Annotated in this window: 13 protein-coding genes; 1 reads left to right on the top strand and 12 read right to left on the bottom strand. The window is 35.0% G+C overall.

The features are described from left to right. Window position 1: 1 nt before the first annotated feature. The 10 genes from BUA96_RS12745 to BUA96_RS12700 form a co-directional block, all read right to left on the bottom strand. A complete protein-coding gene (locus BUA96_RS12745) occupies window positions 2-934 on the bottom strand; it encodes a glycosyltransferase family 2 protein (protein WP_072983633.1) in 933 nt (310 codons plus the stop codon). Beyond that, the gene (locus tag BUA96_RS12740) at window positions 931-1,893 is read right to left on the bottom strand and encodes a glycosyltransferase family 10 domain-containing protein (protein WP_072983631.1); all 963 of its coding nucleotides are present in this window, start codon (window positions 1,891-1,893) and stop codon (window positions 931-933) included. Before BUA96_RS12740 ends, BUA96_RS12745 begins: the two co-directional genes overlap by 4 nt. Beyond that, complete coding sequence (locus tag BUA96_RS12735; RefSeq protein WP_084673157.1) at window positions 1,890-2,867, bottom strand: glycosyltransferase family 2 protein; 978 nt, start codon at window positions 2,865-2,867, stop codon at window positions 1,890-1,892. Before BUA96_RS12735 ends, BUA96_RS12740 begins: the two co-directional genes overlap by 4 nt. A gap of 33 nt (window positions 2,868-2,900) precedes the next feature. After that, window positions 2,901-3,842 carry a glycosyltransferase family 10 domain-containing protein gene (locus BUA96_RS12730; RefSeq protein WP_072983627.1) on the bottom strand — a complete coding sequence of 314 codons (942 nt, stop codon included), beginning with the start codon at window positions 3,840-3,842 and terminating at the stop codon, window positions 2,901-2,903. 105 nt (window positions 3,843-3,947) lie between these two features. Next, window positions 3,948-4,814, bottom strand: coding sequence for a glycosyltransferase family 2 protein (locus tag BUA96_RS12725; RefSeq protein WP_072983625.1), 867 nt, complete (start codon window positions 4,812-4,814; stop codon window positions 3,948-3,950). Window positions 4,815-4,842: 28 nt separating this feature from the next. Continuing rightward, the gene (locus BUA96_RS12720) at window positions 4,843-5,859 is read right to left on the bottom strand and encodes a glycosyltransferase family 2 protein (RefSeq protein WP_072983623.1); all 1,017 of its coding nucleotides are present in this window, start codon (window positions 5,857-5,859) and stop codon (window positions 4,843-4,845) included. A gap of 4 nt (window positions 5,860-5,863) precedes the next feature. Beyond that, entirely contained in the window at window positions 5,864-7,045 is a 1,182-nt protein-coding gene (locus BUA96_RS12715) for a glycosyltransferase family 4 protein (RefSeq protein ID WP_072983621.1), read from the bottom strand. Further along, window positions 7,035-7,958, bottom strand: coding sequence for a glycosyltransferase family 2 protein (locus tag BUA96_RS12710; RefSeq protein ID WP_072983620.1), 924 nt, complete (start codon window positions 7,956-7,958; stop codon window positions 7,035-7,037). The genes BUA96_RS12715 and BUA96_RS12710 overlap by 11 nt, the downstream gene beginning before the upstream one ends. 3 nt (window positions 7,959-7,961) lie before the next feature. Then, complete coding sequence (locus tag BUA96_RS12705; RefSeq protein ID WP_072983618.1) at window positions 7,962-8,942, bottom strand: glycosyltransferase family 2 protein; 981 nt, start codon at window positions 8,940-8,942, stop codon at window positions 7,962-7,964. Window positions 8,943-8,975: 33 nt separating this feature from the next. After that, window positions 8,976-9,191 (bottom strand): hypothetical protein, encoded by a 216-nt coding sequence (locus BUA96_RS12700; protein WP_164916926.1) that lies wholly within the window; start codon window positions 9,189-9,191, stop codon window positions 8,976-8,978. A 391-nt stretch (window positions 9,192-9,582) separates the two neighbouring features. On the opposite strand from BUA96_RS12700, the gene BUA96_RS12695 reads away from it, so the two are divergent. Continuing rightward, entirely contained in the window at window positions 9,583-10,329 is a 747-nt protein-coding gene (locus BUA96_RS12695; RefSeq protein WP_072983887.1) for a hypothetical protein, read from the top strand. 28 nt (window positions 10,330-10,357) lie between these two features. On the opposite strand, the gene BUA96_RS12690 is transcribed toward BUA96_RS12695, so the two are convergent. Next, window positions 10,358-11,023 carry a class I SAM-dependent methyltransferase gene (locus tag BUA96_RS12690; RefSeq protein ID WP_164916933.1) on the bottom strand — a complete coding sequence of 222 codons (666 nt, stop codon included), beginning with the start codon at window positions 11,021-11,023 and terminating at the stop codon, window positions 10,358-10,360. Further along, window positions 11,016-12,263 (bottom strand): ABC transporter ATP-binding protein, encoded by a 1,248-nt coding sequence (locus tag BUA96_RS12685; protein WP_072983615.1) that lies wholly within the window; start codon window positions 12,261-12,263, stop codon window positions 11,016-11,018. The genes BUA96_RS12690 and BUA96_RS12685 overlap by 8 nt, the downstream gene beginning before the upstream one ends. Window positions 12,264-12,418 lie beyond the last annotated feature (155 nt).

Raw genomic sequence — 12,418 nt, 5'->3', positions numbered from 1 at the left:
CTTATACCTTTACCAATTGAAACAATTTACTATATATCAATAAGGCTAATCTATTTGGAATTAAAAAGTTCCGAGGCTCTGCTAAATGATTCTGAATCTGCTTAATATAATCATTTCTCCCATTCTTAATTGCAATTTGCACGTAAGATTTCAGAATATAAAATGGAGGTTTTCTTTGCTTTAATATTAATTTTAAATAACCATCTTGAAACAATTTTTCAGAATCAGCTTTAATCTTGGGGTTTGAATAGAGATTTGAAGTTATTGCCTTTGGGTGTTTTCTGTACCAAAACAAGATTTTTTTTACCGGGACATATGAAATAGTCTCCAATAGAAAAATTCTTAGATAAAATTCGCGCTCTTCTGCATAAAACAAACTTTCGTCAAACCTATAATTTGCTAATGACCGACTTTTCCAAAGAGGTCCAAGAGAATTAAGGTTGAATTGATTCAGGTAAAAAGACTTAAGAATATTTTTCGAAACAATTTCACAGTCTTGATTATCCGCTTTATTTAGATCAAATTCTATAGTTTCTAATTCATGAAACTTTCTGTACATACAAACGGTAAGATCGAGATCTGGATTCTCGTAAAAAGGTTGAATTTGTAATTCCAGTTTTTGAGGATGCATGATGTCATCATCGTCAAAAAATTGAATGTACTCCGCATTTCTTTCTTGTGCTAAATCCAATCCGAAATTACGGGTGGCAGAAAGTCCCTGGGGATTTTTTTTGGGCTTTTTGAAATAATAAAATCTGGAGTCAGTTTTTATAAAATTATTTACTACAACTTCTGTATCGTCAGTGGAATTATCATCGGTTATCAAACATTCAAAATGGGTATAGGTTTGATTTGCTATAGACTCCAAAGTTTCCAGTATTAAATGGGACCGATTAAAGGTGGCTAACAGAATAGTAACCTTTGGGTATCTCATCTCAAACGTGAAAACTTTTTAAAACCCTTGCCCGCGTGTTTTTGAATATGATGTGCGAGAAATTTAAAATGAGGCTCTATAACTTTAAGCAAATTCTTCTTCTTATGATGATTTTCAACAATCTTATCTAGAAACAGAATAAAATCACTCTCGATTGCAAATATATCTGGGTTTTTTAAAAAAGGCTTTTCAGCTAAAAGCTCTAAAGCGAAATCTTCATCACCTTCAATTTTTTTCATCATAGCGTAAATGTCACTAATTGAATTACGTTTTTCATCATAATGTAATATTTTGTTTTCATTAATTTCTGAAGTAATTAGTCGATTACCCCAATAAACTGGAAATGAATAATCCATTAGTGGTTCAATTATTTTTTCGGTGGTATAACCAGAAGCATCAGAATTTTCAAAAGAAATAACAAATTTATAATCTTTTATAAAAGTCTCTTTATCTCTTACTTCTCCTCCTATATTATTATAAAGCCGTCCGCCTGAATCAATATTTTCGAATTGACTTAGTTCTTTATAAAAGTTATTGCGCACAATACACTTTGGATTACTCACGACCATGCAGCAAAATTTCGTTTTTGAACGCCAGATATCTCTCAAACTTGATTTGTCTAATGAGGTGTAAATGCGTTTTCTGAGATAGTCACGTTCGGCAATATGTACTTTAAACATTGGTAAATGATAATGATTATTCTTGGTCTTAAGGTGCCAGGAAATAGAATAATCAAAACTCTCTTCATTTAAGGGCCTGTTTTCCCCTGAAAAAAAAACTCTACAGGACCTTAAATACTTTAGATGTTTCTTACCAAATACAGAAAAAAACAAAATATCAGGTTTTTCCTCATTTAGTATAATGCTGTGTTTCTGTTTTAATGCCTTGTACAAAAAATTATCATCAGGCTGAAATCCCGGCCAAAAATCAACAAAATAGATGCTTATTGGACTTTTCAATTCAATAACCCTTTTACAAACATTTTTGGACTCAATCTAAAAAGTTGGGCCCAGACATAAAAATTATAGCCATAGTCCCGCGAATTACCATGCTTTAAACAAAACTTTAAAAGATTGTATCTTTTCCTTTTCAGTACAAAATTTAGATAGGAATGGTCTATATCTAAATTCTTTTTTAATGAATTCAATGAAGCATACCATTTAATAGCTTGTATAAGCTCAGGTCTTAAAAAAACACGTTCTGGCCAAATTGCATTACTAACCAGTGAATCTGGATACAAATCCTGATCATAATTGAAATATTTAAATAATTGCAGCATGCTCCTTTTTGCGCTTTGTATCTGTTTTATCTTCCGAACTTCAGAGGTTTGTTCTGAATGCAAGCGATAAATCAGCAGTTTTTCCGGAATATTTGCTAATCTCTTATTTTCGATCACAAGCCGCGTAAAAAGATCGTAATCCTCTGCTGGTTCTTTAGACCTGTCGTATTTAAACTTTTTAAAAATTTCAGATCGCCCGAAAATACTGGGATGAATGAGGGAATTCCCCATTAAGAGATTTGTGAAAATTGCTTTTGGAGTTTGAGGGTAGTTAAAAATAAGATTACCTCCTCTCACAAAGGCATCTGTTCCGCAGATAGAAATATCTGGATTAAACATCAAGAATTTTAATTGCTTTTCAAAGCGATTAGGCAAGCTAACATCATCAGCATCCATTCGGGCTATATACTCCCCCTTAGCCTGATCAATTGCCCAGTTTAAACTCTCGGTATACCCGGAATTCCTTTTTTTCTTGTGAAAGATAATTCTGGGATCTTTAAAACTGTCAATAATCTCTATACTGCCGTCAGTAGAACAATCATCAACAATTAACAGTTCAAAATCAGGTTCCGTTTGATCAAGAATGCTTTGTATACTTTCCGCAATAAATGCTTTGGCATTATATACTGGTAACAAAACACTGATTTTAGGCACTGTTTTCGGTCAATTGGATATTTCTGGTTAGTGTCAATATAGTCTGATTCTTTTGATAAGTTGAGCCTTTATTCTGGTCAACCTTCTTCTTAAAAATGCCAATCTACCTTTATAGGACTTGGCTACCAAATATGAATTTCCCCTATTTTCAATCGCTTCATTCAAAAATCCTAAAAATTTATTTTCATCTAAGTAATTGGGTAAGGGTTTCACAAATACAGGTTCTGACAGAATTTTAGCATATTGCTCAGGGTCTGCATTTATTCTGAGTATTTCATTTATACATTCCTCATCAGATTTAAAATTTGATCTATCAATAAAGCGTTTGGCATTAAATACAGTATTTACCAAAGGGTCTCCCCAATAAATAGGAATAGTTTTAGCTAAAAATGCATCGAAAATCTTTTCAGTTAAATAACCGGGATGGCGCTCATTTTCATAGGATAAAACAAAGCGATAATTCTGAATAAAATCAATCTTATTAGGTACTGGAGCTCCTGTGGTATTTAAATACTTACCTCCAGAAGCAACGGACCTAAAAGCATCTAATTTCTTATAAAAATCAATTCTTTCCTGAGACCTTGGATTAGATACAACCATTGCGCAAAATTCTCTCGCATTATACAACCTTAAAGATTCTTCTAATTCAGGAATTTTAAGTTGGGTTAGTAAATTTGACTCTAAAATCCGAACTGCAAAGTAAGGTAGCCTATAATGGCGTTTTGTTTTCTTGAATTCAAACGAGATACTATAATCTGTCTCTAAAAAATTAGTACTTCGATTTTCGGATGTAAAAAAAATGCGCAAACATTTGAATTTTAAAAACTCATTGCCAAAACAGGAATAAATTAAAACATCTGGATTATCCGATATTTCAAGTTTGTAATTTTTGTTTAGTAGTCGGTAGATATAATTCTCTTCTAAAATGAATCCAGGCCAAAAATCTGAAAACTGTATTTTTAGGATCGGCTTCATTACCAATAGATTATTAATTTTTACTTAAAAAATAAACTGCCTTGTAGGAAAAAATGAGCGCTCAATAATCTTAGACCAAGAACTTTTGCTCCGATAGTAACTTTCTTATTTCACAACAACTTTACTCGTTAGACCTTTTCTAAAATAAGTGAAATGTTTTTTTAACTTTCGTAAGGGATTCAAAATGTAATATCCAATTTTATATTCAATACGCTCCAAGTTTTTATAACGCTCTTGTTCCTCTCGCTCCAAACGGTAAAATACATCATCAATTAGCTCTGGATAATGCTGCTGATAGATTGTTTCGTTTTTTTTATAAATGTATTTACGTTTAATTAAAGCCGAACGTTCCCTTAAAATTAGTGAAGTGGTGCTTTCAGGGTGTCTGTGATAGGTAAACAGCTGTTCCGGGATGATAAACGCTTCCCCTTTAGGGTATAATAATCTCAAATAAAAATCCCAGTCTTCATAACCCACCTTAATTTTCTCATCATAGCCTCCAGCATTTTCCCAATCCAACTTTCGAAACATCGCACTTCCAAGCGCTGCATTTTCGAAGAGAAAATTTTGGTAATTCCCTCCCAATGGTTTAATAAGTTCTCCTGATATTTCATTTGAAGTTCTTAGCGCATAACTTGAGACCAATTTTATATTACTCTTTTCCTCAAGAATTTTCAACGCTTCACTTGAAAATTCAGCTTCAAAATAATCATCAACATCCCAATTAAGAATAAAGTCGCCGGTAGCTTTAGATATACCTGCATTACGAGCAGCTGCCTGCCCTTTATTTTTTTGGGTAATCAATAAATCTATTAGATCAGCATATTGACTTAGAATTTTCTTATTATTATTATCTGAACCATCATCAACAACAATAATTTCCTTTTCAACAACCTTTTGTAAATGCGCATAATACAATGCTCGATTAATGAATTCTGAGGAATTAAAATATGTAATAACTATACTAATCAATACTTAAAAACTATTTTTTTAAAAATCATTAATTACAATTAAAATTAATCCGACTTTTTAATATGTTCATAAACATTCTCTTTAAGATTTTAAGCGAAGTGTAACGGCTGAACCTTTTACTCAAAATTTCGGGTTTGACTAGAATTAACTTCGATTGATAATTCGGTTTTGAGCAATTGACAAAAAGAAACCTTAGTCTAGACAAATAATTTTCAACTAAAGTATTATAAGCTTCACCTTGATGAATTGCCCAAGTCTTTAATTCCTCTTCAGCCTTTTTTCGAACTTTAAAATAAAAACTCCAATTCCAGTTATCAGGCCTTTGAAATTGAAATAACATTTTTCTGGTATTAGGGCTCATTGAATGAAAATTATCAAGAACTATCTTCAATCCTCTATCAAAATTTCTTTGCGCCTTGGTATCTCTAAATATTTTAGACGTCAGACTAGCTCGATGAATTCTATAATTATATAATATTTCATCTATATATCTAAAACTAAATACCTGAGCAGCTCTTACCCAAAAATCATAATCCTCAATTCCGTGCAAATCCTCATTATAATTAAATTTTTGAAAAACTTCCTTTCTATACAAGAAGCTGGCACCAATTCCATTTTCAAAAGGTAAAAGACTTACCGGACTGACTTTATAAACTCTAATATGTTTACTTTGATCATTAATTACATTAAAATCAGAATATACTACATCTTCGCTACTAGTTTCTAAAACCGTCACTAAACGCTCTAAGAAATTACTATATAGTATATTATCATCTGAAGTCCAAGTTAAATACTCCCCTTGCGCCAGCCGGTGCCCAACATTAAGCGAAGCGGGTAATTTTAAGTTTTGCTTATTTGTAATTATTTTGATCCTGGAATCTTGAAGCCTAAAAGATTCCAGCAAACTTGGTGTATGGTCTGTTGAACAGTCATCTACAACAATCAATTCGAAATCTTCAAAAGTTTGATTCAATATACTTGCTATTGCCTCATCGATATAAGCCTGTCCATTATAAGTGGGCAATATGATTGAAACTTTAGGCATCGGCTTATAAATGACGCTTAATGATTATGCTTAAATCCCTTACGTACGATTCCCTAGTAAAGCTATTGATATGTTCCCGATTTTTAAGCCCTTGTAGTTCGCGTTCCGACGGACTATTTAATAGCTCTAACATTTTGCCAATCAAGAGTTCTCTGCTATTGGATATGAGATACGGACTTTCTTTAAGTAAGTATTTACAGCCGGGATGATCACTTGCTATAACAGGCAATCCATAAAGCATGTATTCCATCACAGCATTAGGCATTCCTTCTATTTCTGAAATTAATAGACCAACATCCAAACTACTCAAAACTTCCTCTATTGATTCCTGGGATAACAAACGTACTTTACTATCTAAACCTTCTTCACGAATAGATTTTTCAAGTGCATCATACTTAATTCGGGTATATCCTGATGATTCCCTGTTCCCGGTAAATACTAAAAATACGTCTTCGAAATTTTCACTTACTTTTTTAAAAGCTTCTAAAATGAGTTCGTGCTTTTTATCTTCACGATAATGTGCAATCATTCCGAAAACCAGGGCGTCTTGAGGTATATTAAATTTTTTGCGGATTTCCTTTTTATCAAAATGAAGATATTCCATTGTTAGATATTGAGGAAGGATATATGATTTTTCCACATCAAGCTCATAGTGCTTTTTGTATAACTCCAATCCGGTTTGTGAGTTGGCTATGACTGCCGGCACAGCTCTTGATGCATATTTTTCAAACAATTCATCAGGTTTAAAAACATCGAGCCCCAATTGATGCCAAAACGTAAACTTAACAGTTGGTAAAACTTTATACAGATAAAAGGCAACTTTAGATGGAAAGTTTAGAAATGGAAATATATAATCAAATCCATAGGGTTCAAGTATTTTCCTGTAACCCCAAATGTACTTGAAGCTCCATACCAGCCGTTTCAGATTACGATAGCTTAGTTCTTTCCAACACACCAAATAAGGAGCGTGTGTATGGAAAATATGTCTGATATGACAAGCTGTTGCAAATTGCTTAAAATCGGGCTGCAGTTCATCGCTAAACGTAAGCAAAAGAGACACTTCACATTGGTATTCTTCTGTCAAAAATTTAGCTAATCCCAGGCCCTGGCGTTCTGCGCCTCCAAGACTGCCATAGTGCATTATAAGTAGCACCTTTTTGCCTGAAAATATTTGTTTATCTAGCAAATGATAAGAAAGATTTTAAGCGTTTCCTAAGTCTTCGCTTAACGGTGCTGAACTTAGAACTTTTTACAATTACATTTTCAAAAAAAGGTTCGAGATCTTTTAAATATTCTGGATTATTCTGTTTTACTTCCCTATAGAAACTTTTTAAATTCCACTCTATATAAAAATGTTGACGTTGTCCAAAAGCTATTGCCAGTTGATTGTCTATGAGTTGCCAACTGTACATTGCTTTTTTTAATGAATTTAAATCGCTTGAACTACTTAGATTATTTCCAGAATGTGTACGGTATAATGCTAAAGAATGAGACGAAAAAATGATTCGTTGTGTATAACAAAGTACTCGAGCCATAAATTCTCCATCATCATTTAAACCAAGATGTTCATTCCACTGCCCTGCACGATCAATGAGTATTTTAGGTATTAGATAAGCATGTAATGGAAAATATCCGTGGTCCTTGATTAAAGAACTCAAGAAGTCAGGAACACTATTACAGTTTATATAACTTGATAAATTTTCATAAATTATTGTTTCTCCAGAGCTTAACCTTCCCCATCTACACGTCGAAATTGTAAACCCATCTTTATAATTCAATAGATCAACTTGTCTTTTTAATTTTTCCGAGGAAATTAAATCATCTGCATCTAAAAATTGAATGTACTTACCCTTTGCCATTTCTAACCCAACATTTCTACAAGTACTAGCCCCTTTCATTCTTATGTGAGGGCGATTATATAATCTAAACCTTTCCTTGTCTTGGATGTAATCTTTGACTTTTCCCAAAGAATTGTCAGTTGATCCATCATCTACAATAATACATTCCCAATCCATAAAGGTTTGATCTTCTATAGATTTTAATGTTTCTACTACAAAGTCTTCTTTGTTGAATAATGGTATAATAATGCTTACATCCATGACCTAGGATACTAGCGACTTCCAATTGAATTGTCTCCACCTTTTCTCAAGCCTGTAACTGCTTTTAAAATAAATATCTAGTAGCTCAACAGTCCCGAAGAATTCGATAGCTTTTTTTGTTGAATATGGCTGTAAAAGAAAAAAAATATTCCACTTTATATAATAGTAGGTTTTTTTATCAGATTTTTCCAGGGCCCGAAAGCAAGCATTAATCAGAAAATTTCCAAAGTATTCAATGAGATCAACATCGCGAATTCTCTTGGCTCTTGAGATATTTGCTACTGCAAAAAAGGCTTCGCTATATTTGAATTTTTTGTTGTATTCCAATCTATTGATTTGAGATTTACTGTGTTCGTGCTGTCTATAAATAAACAAAGGTTCTTGAGTAATAGAATAATAACGTCTGGGTAAGGTGAAAAAAATCCGGGATAGAAATTCTGCCTCTTGGGCTTTATGTAACTCTGTATTAAATAAATTCTTGTTTTCTAAAAAGCTCCTTCTAAATAATACAGATGGAGTAAAAATTTGAATGTTCCATAAAACATAATCTTTATAAAGAGATTCGCTTTTACACTGAAATACTGATAAATCTTTTAAATCCTTAGTACCTTGATAGCCGCCGCAAATATGTAAAACTTCCTTTTGATCTATATGGCTTATTTTAGTTTGAAGAAAATGCTTTAACATAATATCGTCATCGTCGAACCAGTTTACAAACTCTCCCCTGCTTAACTCAAACCCATAATTTCGGCATGCATTAGCACCTTTAGGTCGTTCTTTCGGTCGGTGATGATATTGAAATCTGGAATCTTTCGCTACATATTCGGCCAATACTTTATCAGTAGCATCCGTGCTTCCATCATCCACTACAATACCCTCCCAATTCGTATACGTCTGTGCCAAGACCGAGTCTAAAGTCTCCCCGATCAAATGAGCCCGATTATAGGTAGGGATAATGATAGAGACTAAAGGTTGATCGTGCATAACTTAAAAAATCTAAAAGCTAATATAAATGGATTAGGGTTGATGGGGTACGGGCTTTCTTGGATTGATCATTGCATATACTTGATGGTATGGCAGATCGAGATATAAACACAATTCTTCAATAGTCACCAGTTGATGTCTGGATTTACCCTGTTGTACTTTAATATCCTGTATCACCTGCCTACCGTACCGTATTCCTTTTCCGGTGATCATTGCAACATCTTGAGGGTAAATACAGATCCGAGCCATAAGCATAAGCAACATGTTTTTCAACCAATTCATAATCAACACGATATAAATTTTACATGCTTTAAAGAATTTTCAAAATGAAGGCTTAAAAAAGGGGATTAATCCCCAAGGCAATCCCGTAGTCACCCCGTATCAAAGCCGTATATAAAGCATGGCATTCTTAAAATGGAGCAAATAACACAATTCGGAAAAAAAGGCATAAAGGAATCTTTACGGCAGCAATGACAACCGCACCTTGGCAAAGTAAAAAGCTCGGGCTAGCTTCACCTTATGTTCAAGCAGTTCTGCAATTGCATACCTACGCTGTTCCAAAAGTTGTATTCCGGCAGATCAGGTCATCTAAACAGAACCGCAAGAACCAAATAGAATGTTTAATTTAATACTTAAGACTATGGCAGTTTTAAAAAGTTTGATCAAAATTGAAGGTACGCTCGACGATTTAACCTTCTACAAAGGAAAAAACGGATATCTGATTCGTACCAAAGGGGGTATCAGCAAAAACCGTATTAAAAATGATCCGGCCTTTGTGCGCACCCGTGAAAACGGTAACGAATTTGGACTGGCGGCGACCGCAGGTAAAGTACTGCGACGCGCACTTCTCGAATTGATCCGTAATGCTAAAGATGGAACCCTCACTTCAAGACTCATGCGGCAAATGAGTTTGATTAAAAATCAGGATACCACCTCACCAAGAGGCTTACGCAATCCTGCAGTGGGGCTGACTACTCCCGAAGGTAAAGTACTTTTACAGAATTTTGACTTCAACGAAAATGCGATTCTGGCGCAAGTCCTTCGTGCTGACTATACCGTGAACACGACCACCGGTGAGATCAGCATTCCCGATTTTATTCCGGGCACGCAACTGGTCGCTCCCCCGGGAGCTACCCACGTCACCTTGCAGTCGGCCTTCTTAAATTTAGATTTTACAACCGAAGTCAGAGATTTGCAGCTTAGCGATCCGGTGAACCTTCCTATCAACCTGACACCGGATAATGTGACACTTGCTCCGGCTGTCGTTACAGGAACCGGCATCACGATGATGCTCTTACAACTCTCCTTTTTTCAAGAAATGAACGGAGTACAATACCACCTCAACAATGGGGCGTTCAATACCCTAAACATCGTGCATGTGGTGTAAACTAGACCCTAAAAAGCCGGTTAAACACTTAATCGGCTTTCTTTCTTAAAACGATCGTATACCCACTTTTCTCGTAAAATTGGAACGTAGAAAAATAGAACCTTTGAAATAACGATTTTAATTTATTGTAAAACTTATTTTTTGAAGGTTGAAAAATTGCATTTTCATTTTTAACCTTATATCTATAAACCAAACGTTCTACCTTATATGTATTGGAAATCTTAGGTCTCGTGAAATTATTCTCTTGATAGTCACACAGGTACTTTTTAAAAATATGAGGTGTGTAGGGTTTTACATGAGACAAATCATTATAAAACCCTTCCCATAACAACGGAGCTGATATCACTAACGCACCTCCGGGCTTGCAACAGCGGTCAAATTCAACCAGAGTATCATAAACTTCTTGAGGCTGTAAATGCTCAATGACATGGCTCATATGAATTACGTCAAAAAAGCGATCCTCAAACGGGAGTTTGGGTAATCTTCCATAAACCGCATTACTAAACGCTGCTTTTAACTTTTCTGCGCTTTCAGGGTTTCCCTCTAAGATAAACAGGTTTGACAATCCGCAAAACCTAGCAAAACTTCCATCTCCTCCTCCTACATCCAATACCAGACCGTTTGCAGGAATAATGCTTCGCGCAATTTCAAAGAAAGGTTCTCGATTATGCGTTCTATATTTGTGTTCAATCATGATATTCCCATTTTGCATCCCCAACTAAAGCATAATTACGATGTGCTACTATTTTAGTTTCTTTAAAACTTCCTAAACTTACTTCGACTTGAAGGGCATCCTTATGAAATACATACTGAATTTTGCCTGATCCCGCCCATAAGTTAAGCGTATAACTCCCTGCAGTTAGGGGTAACTGTTTTATACTCCCTCGTATAATTTGCTCACCATCGATCAAATTAAAAGGCTCACAAGAGTTACCTGAAAAAATTTGATACACTCTTTCATTTTGAGAGGTTACGAAGCCTATTGCTAATTCTACAGTATTTGAATATCTACTCTCCAAAACGAACTCATAGTCAAATTCTGAACCGGTCTGAATTTTTGAGAGAATTTTAAAACTTTTAATTCGCACAATTTGATCTTCGGAAAAAACTAATGGCGAAACAAAGGATTTACTAGTTTTAGTTTTATTTTTATCTAAATAATGCCCTACAGTACTATCTATATCTCCTTCGTAAATAGATGTCCCGTTTTCTAGTAAAAGTCCACGTATACACAGACTCCGTACACTCGCCATATTATGACTTACAAACAACACCGTCCTGCCTTCCCCCTGCGATATATCCTGCATTTTACCTATTGCCTTTTTTTGAAATTCAGCATCACCCACCGCAAGCACTTCATCCACAACAAGAATCTCGGGTTCTAAATGGGCAGCAACTGCAAATGCCAGGCGTACCGTCATCCCACTACTGTAGCGTTTGGTTGGTGTGTCTATGTAGCGCTCACAACCTGAAAAATGAATGATTTCATCCAGTTTAGTGTTGATCTCCGCTCTGGTCATACCCAAAATGGCTCCGTTGAGATAAATGTTTTCTCTGCCGGTAAGTTCATGATGAAAACCTGTACCTACTTCGAGCAGCGAAGCTATACGTCCCCGGCTTTTAATTACCCCGGTTGTAGGGGCTGTTACCCGGGATAAGATTTTTAATAAAGTAGACTTACCCGCGCCATTCTTTCCTATAATTCCTAGTACTTCGCCTTGCTTTACCTCAAAATTGATATCGCGTAGCGCCCAAACATAATCCTCTGTTGACTTTTGACTTCTATCATTTACAGCACCTACTTTTAAAAAAGGATCTTCCTTGCCCCGCAACTTAGCCCAGTTCCGCTTAAAATCGTCACGTAGCGTGCCCGTCCCAACCGTTCCCAGGCGGTATTGCTTAGAAATATTTTCGGCTTTAAGGATTATCGACATAGAATAATATTATGAATAGACGACTTCTCGATACAAATTAAGCTCCACTATCGTTCCGCTTAATTCACTCGAAGTGACTACGCTGTCAGTTCGAGTGCTTGATTGAGGCCAAAGCCGAAAACAAGTGTATCGAGAACCATAGATGTTACAATTCA

The organism is Leeuwenhoekiella palythoae, from assembly GCF_900130045.1.
GTDB classification, from domain to species: Bacteria; Bacteroidota; Bacteroidia; order Flavobacteriales; family Flavobacteriaceae; genus Leeuwenhoekiella; species Leeuwenhoekiella palythoae.
This window is presented reverse-complemented; position numbering and strand designations above follow the sequence as displayed.

Bases quoted from the DNA above. Each gene is read 5' to 3' on its own strand.
- BUA96_RS12745 (WP_072983633.1), bottom strand. From the start codon at position 934: ATGAGATACCCAAAGGTTACTATTCTGTTAGCCACCTTTAATCGGTCC.
- BUA96_RS12700 (WP_164916926.1), bottom strand. From the start codon at position 9,191: ATGGCTCGGATCTGTATTTACCCTCAAGATGTTGCAATGATCACCGGA.
- BUA96_RS12695 (WP_072983887.1), top strand. From the start codon at position 9,583: ATGGCAGTTTTAAAAAGTTTGATCAAAATTGAAGGTACGCTCGACGAT.
- BUA96_RS12720 (WP_072983623.1), bottom strand. From the start codon at position 5,859: ATGCCTAAAGTTTCAATCATATTGCCCACTTATAATGGACAGGCTTAT.
- BUA96_RS12685 (WP_072983615.1), bottom strand. From the start codon at position 12,263: ATGTCGATAATCCTTAAAGCCGAAAATATTTCTAAGCAATACCGCCTG.
- BUA96_RS12710 (WP_072983620.1), bottom strand. From the start codon at position 7,958: ATGGATGTAAGCATTATTATACCATTATTCAACAAAGAAGACTTTGTA.
- BUA96_RS12690 (WP_164916933.1), bottom strand. From the start codon at position 11,023: ATGATTGAACACAAATATAGAACGCATAATCGAGAACCTTTCTTTGAA.
- BUA96_RS12730 (WP_072983627.1), bottom strand. From the start codon at position 3,842: ATGAAGCCGATCCTAAAAATACAGTTTTCAGATTTTTGGCCTGGATTC.
- BUA96_RS12705 (WP_072983618.1), bottom strand. From the start codon at position 8,942: ATGCACGATCAACCTTTAGTCTCTATCATTATCCCTACCTATAATCGG.